We start from the raw sequence: 5379 nt of genomic DNA, 5'->3' as shown, positions 1-5379 counted from the left end.
CCGCACAGTGCAGAGTCGGGTTTCCGGCTACGCTTTCGCAGACCTCGGCTTGCGGAAAAAGCTGAAAGGCGGTAAAGCCGTAATCAATCTGGGCGTGCGCGACATATTCGCGTCCCGCATCCAGGAAAGTGTGATCGAGCGATCGAATTTCTACCTGTACGATTTCGGGCAACGGGGGCGGTTTGTGACGTTAGGGTTTAGCTATGGTTTTGGCAAAGGGGAAGCGATGACTTATTCGGGGAGTCGGAGGAGGTAGAGAGAGTGTTTAGTCTCCGTAATAAAGAAGGCTCCTAATTGAAACAGGAGCCTTCTGATTTCTTACACCTTACAGTCGGATATACTACGCAGCAAGAGACTAGGTTCCCCAGCTTTCAAAGTCTTGATTTATTACCCACTTATTTTTCTCTTTTGTCAATATAAAGCACCGCCCATTCGCAATCATGGGACCCCAGAAGTAGTTAATTGAAATAATCGCCACAGAATAGTCACTGTTGAAAACGGGAGTAAGTACTTGCATGGTATAGCCACGACCATATATCCTCCTAACATTGTCGTACCCTTTGTAAATATCCAGGATTCCGCTGTCATTATTTTTCGGATACAAAATCTCATTGAGCTTTTCTGATGAAATTATAGGTAGATTGATTTTGGTCGAATCGATATTAAAAATCTGGGTTGAGTCAATGCTCCCGTACATATAGCTGGCCTCGCGAGTATCCATTACTTCTCTATCTACAAGAAAATCGAATAAATAATCATCATAAGAGTCGCTAGTATTCGGTGAAACGGATGAAGAGTCGTGGCCAAATCTTTAAACAGATCTTCTTTTCTATAAACCGGAGTTGTTGTGCTTTTAACTACCGAAACATTTCTTAGTCGTGTTTCAATCAAAAAGCTTAATACTGAATAAAATTGTTGATTAAAGATCGTTTCGTCGCGATCCTCTTGTTTTTTTAGACAAGAATACAGAAGCAAAGTAGCTATAATGCCACAATAAAGATTCTTCATAATATTGGTTGGCGGTCAAGTGCTTTTTCCACCTCTTTTCGTACTTTTCTTGTTATCATCCTTGCAAATTAGAACTTCTCGTTCCAAATTACAGGGATAATAATTTCTAATGGCATAAAATGTCCAAAATCGCCCTACACCTTCACGTCAATAGTCCCCTCCCCCGCTTTTACAGTATCCCCAACTATTTTCTCTGGCTTATCCTTTCCAACTTTCACGGTAAAACTCCCGCTGCCAAATACCCTCGGACGATACTCTTTTCCTTTCACACGTTCAGTGTACAAAATCTCCCCCGAAGCCTCGTCAATTCCCTGCACCACCGGATTTTCGGTGGCAAACTTTAAGGTTGGCAGGTAGCCCGTGATCTTCCGGCCATCGTTCTCGGCCATTGCGAAGGTGCGCGGCCAGGCGGGAAACTGCCCCTTGCCCGACGAAGCGTTAGCGAAGCGGGGCCAGCATTCCAGCGTAATCATGCGGGTTTTTTTGTTGAAGCGCACCAGGCCGTAGCCGTCGGCGCGGTCCTTGCGGTTGTTGTTGTCGTTGAGTTCTTTGCCATCCTTTTCTTTGGGATTGGCGTAGGCGTACATTGTGATCTTGTTACCCAGGCCGTCCTCGTAGTCGCCCGTCCAGGGGAGCGGGCTGTCGATTTTGGGGCCGCCACCCGTCTTTTCGTCGAGCGGCCACCACCAGCGGCCATAGATGGTGTTGACCAGGGCCGGGTTGGTGAACGACATCGGCCCGTCGCGGTAGGCGTCGATGCCGTGCTTCACGATGACGCTCAGGTGCTGGTCGCCGCAGAGGTGCGTGGCCCCGCAGCGGCGCAGTTCGCGCAGGGCAGTGTTGCGGCCCGTTTGGGGCCAGCCGTTGCAGTCGAGGTCGGCTAGCAGACGATTGTCCATGCTGCCGTGCAGGTGCACGGCCCCGCAAAAGGCCGTTTGGGACAGAACCGCCTTCATTTCGGCTCCTTCCCAGTTTTGCCCCCACTCATGCAAAAACTTAATTTGCCGCTCGCCGAGTAATTCCAGGTCGGGCAAGTCCACGGCTTTGCGGTCGTAAGCCGGGTCCACGATATGGTCGGGGCGTGGCCCCATTTTGGGGATATTTCCGTTTGGCCCGCTTTTGAATTTGCGGTCTTCGATGATGGCGAAATCTACGCCGCCGATTTTCAGATTGGTGTAGTACACCCCGATACCCTGCTTGATGGGCGTCGGGTCATAGGCATCGGGCAGGTGCCAGGTTTGGCAGCGTTCCACCATCTTGACGTACTCTGCCGGATAGTAGTAACCGCCCGTGTCGCCCGCCGGGGAGTCGGCCACGCCGCCGCCCGCGCCCCAGAAGTTACCCTGCCCCACGTCGTGGTCGTCGGGAATCATTATCACAGGGCGATCTTTCATAATGTCGGCAAACTGCACCCCGAACAGCAGAATGCCGTAGGTGTGATATTGGTGGATGTACGACTGATCGCCCGCAAAAAACAGGATATCGGGGTCGTGGTGCCTCAGGTTCTCGATGTACTCGTTCCGTTTCTCAACCGTTTCGTCGCGCGGCGAATTGCACGACATCGTCGCAATTTTGATCTCATCCTTATTGATAGGGTCGGGCCGGATCATCCCCTCGAAGCTTGCTTGCTTGCCCAGGCTCACGCGGTAGGGTACTTCCGCCGTGTCATCCCATTTCTCGACCCCAAAATGGGCACTCCAACCGGGATACACGATTTTTTCTTTTGCAATTTTCTTCCACTTACCCTTTTGCTTTATCTCCAATGTCACAGTGTCGGGTTCATTCGGGTAGAGCGGAAAAAGCTGCGCAGTCATTTTTAGTACACCCCGGTCATGGGTATACACGGCATAGGCAATGACCTTCGACCGTGCCCGCGTCTGCATAAAGCGGCTCATTTGCTCGTCGCCCTTCCAATTCCACCACTCACCCGTGGCGCAGGCGTCGAGCGGCTTGCCGCGCTCGGTGCCGAAGGGAAAAGGGTCGTTCATTTTATCGTAAGCGCTGGCGTATAGCGACGGCAGGTAAGCGGCGAGGGCCAGTCCAGAGGTTTTTTTGATAAATTGGCGGCGGGAATCTTTATTGGAATTCATGGAGAAAATTGAGATTAAAAAATTGCTTGTTCAGGGTTTGGATAGCGGGGACGGCTGTTTCTGGAAAAAGGAAGAATACTTGTTAATTACCCATTGAGAAAGTCGATTTTTTCTAAAATCAAGACGATTATCGGCCCAATCTGACCCAACGTTTGTAGCATTCTTATTGTATATTTGTGTACATTTTCAATGTTTTACCAATCAGCTCAAATTGAAAGCAAGTTTACCAAACGATCTGGAAATCTGGGACAAGTTCCGGGCAGGCGACCGGGCGGCATTTGCCAGGATATTCGAGTTGCACTATGGGCAGCTCTATTCCTACGGTAAACAGTTCCTGACGGACGTTTCCCTCACGGAAGACGCCATACAGGACTTATTCATCAGTCTATGGCGTACCCGCGAAAATTTGTCCCAAGTCGATAATATTAAGTTTTACCTCTTCCGCTGCCTGCGTCGCAACATTCGCCGTATCTCGCAGCGGGAACAACGCACCCAGAGTCAGGACATATTTTTGGTATCCGAGGACAACGGGCACCTCTCTCAATCTCCTGATTTCCTGCTTGGGAGCGATGAACCACTCCTGACCCGTCGCCTGAAAGCCATCGTTGCAGAACTCCCCAAGCGGCAACGCGAAGTGGTGATGCTGCGCTACTACGAAAACTTCGATACCGACGAGATCGCCCTCATTATGGGCATTACTGAAAAAACCGTTCGCAACACGCTCTTCAACGCCATGACAACGCTCCGCTCTAGTACCAGCCTCCTTAAAGTGTGTTTGGGTATGGCTCTGTTTTTTCTTCTATTTTCTTGAAAATCAACTTCTTGTCAAGAATTCTTTCCAACATCAAAAAGGTCGAATGTTAACTTTTTGGTGAAAAATAGTACTTCGACTGGGTCAAAGTTCAAATTGCTGTCTTTATGCAAACAGAACCGATAGCGATCAATTAACCCGGCAATCCTCAATCGTTGGAAAAGTACATTTTATTTAGTGTGGAAGATTTCATCTGCGACGAGCATTTTCGTGCGTGGGTACTTTCTGCCCCTCCCGAAGCAGAAGCAAATGAATTCTGGCAAAGTTTCCTGAAACGCTACCCCGAGCGTAGCCCGGTGTTGGCGGCGGCTCAGTCACTTTTCCTGACTCTGCACGAATCGCAATCAGTGCCTTCCGACGAACAGGGCCGCCGGATGTGGGCGATTATCAATGAAGAAACGGCGAACCTTGCCTACCCAGAAAGTGAAGGAATGCTGCCCCTGATACCCAGGAACACGTTCGCGCTTTGGAGATGGCTTTCGGTCGCCGCCATTGGGCTGGTCGTGCTGGGCGTGGGCTGGCTTGCACTCGGAAACGGGGAGAAAGATCCCGCCAGCTACGCCGGACAGATAGCAAACACCCGCGTCCCCTTGACGGAGAGGACGAACGATAGCGATAAAAATCAAGCAGTACAATTCAGCGATGGCAGTCAGGTAGTTCTGTTTCCCGGAAGTCGCCTAAGCTTTAAACGTCCTTTTACCGGGGGCAAACGAGAAGTCTTTTTGTCAGGAAAGGGATACTTTGAGGTCGTGAAAGATGACGCTCGGCCCTTCATCGTTTTTGCCAATAACCTGGTGACCCAGGTAGTTGGGACGAGCTTCACCATCGATGCCTTCGCGGGCGACACCTCGCCGAGCGTAGAGGTAAAGACGGGCAAAGTAAAGGTGTTCACGCTGGCAAAATTCCGGGATTTGGAACGAGGCCAACCCGAGGAAATGGTGGAACTAACTGCCAACCAGCAAGTACGTTATGACGCCTCGAAAAAAGTTTTCGCGACCAGTTATGTCCCTAAACCCGATCTCCTAAGTACCCCGCAGAATCATCCCGATTTCAACTTTCGGAACACTGCCGTGGCGGACGTCTTCCAAACGCTGGAAGATTCTTACGGTGTGAAGATAGAATTCAACCAGGAGAACTTGAAAAATTGCAATATAACCGCCCCACTTGGCGACGAGCCACTTTTCCGTAAACTCGACATCATCTGCCAGACCATTGGCGCGACTTACGAGGTTTTCGGGACTCGAATCGTGGTGTCAGGTTCCGGCTGTAGTATTTAACCTTTCTTTAAACCAAACCCAAACCCTTATGCAAGACTTACTACGATTATTTTCAAAACCGAACCGTATGATGGGCATTGCCTGCCTGCAATGCGCGTTCGTGCTGGCCTTTGCGAGCCTGTCGCTGGCCCGCGATGGCATGGCGCAGCAGGTACTGGATCAACGGATTTCGGTACAAATCAAGAACAAGCCC

General features: G+C 50.3%; 4 protein-coding genes. 3 read left to right on the top strand and 1 reads right to left on the bottom strand.

What is annotated here, in order from left to right:
- On the top strand, window positions 1-256 hold a 256-nt coding region (locus ACEW8P_RS03545), incomplete at its 5' end, for an outer membrane beta-barrel protein (protein WP_373511731.1).
- An 886-nt stretch (window positions 257-1142) separates the two neighbouring features.
- Here ACEW8P_RS03545 and ACEW8P_RS03540 read toward each other — a convergent pair.
- On the bottom strand, window positions 1143-3098 hold the full coding sequence (locus ACEW8P_RS03540) for a hypothetical protein (protein WP_373511730.1): 1956 nt from the start codon (window positions 3096-3098) through the stop codon (window positions 1143-1145).
- Between the two features lie 211 nt (window positions 3099-3309).
- Between ACEW8P_RS03540 and ACEW8P_RS03535 the strand changes: the two genes are divergently transcribed.
- Window positions 3310-3909, top strand: coding sequence for an RNA polymerase sigma factor (locus ACEW8P_RS03535; protein ID WP_373511729.1), 600 nt, complete (start codon window positions 3310-3312; stop codon window positions 3907-3909).
- A gap of 155 nt (window positions 3910-4064) precedes the next feature.
- Complete coding sequence (locus tag ACEW8P_RS03530; protein ID WP_373511728.1) at window positions 4065-5186, top strand: FecR family protein; 1122 nt, start codon at window positions 4065-4067, stop codon at window positions 5184-5186.
- Window positions 5187-5379 lie beyond the last annotated feature (193 nt).

Origin of the sequence: Persicitalea sp. (genome assembly GCF_041751555.1) — a bacterium.
Classification (GTDB): domain Bacteria; phylum Bacteroidota; class Bacteroidia; order Cytophagales; family Spirosomataceae; genus Persicitalea.
This window is presented reverse-complemented; position numbering and strand designations above follow the sequence as displayed.

Excerpts from the sequence above, each read along its gene's own strand:
- ACEW8P_RS03540 (WP_373511730.1), bottom strand. The coding sequence starts at position 3,098 with ATGAATTCCAATAAAGATTCCCGCCGCCAATTTATCAAAAAAACCTCT.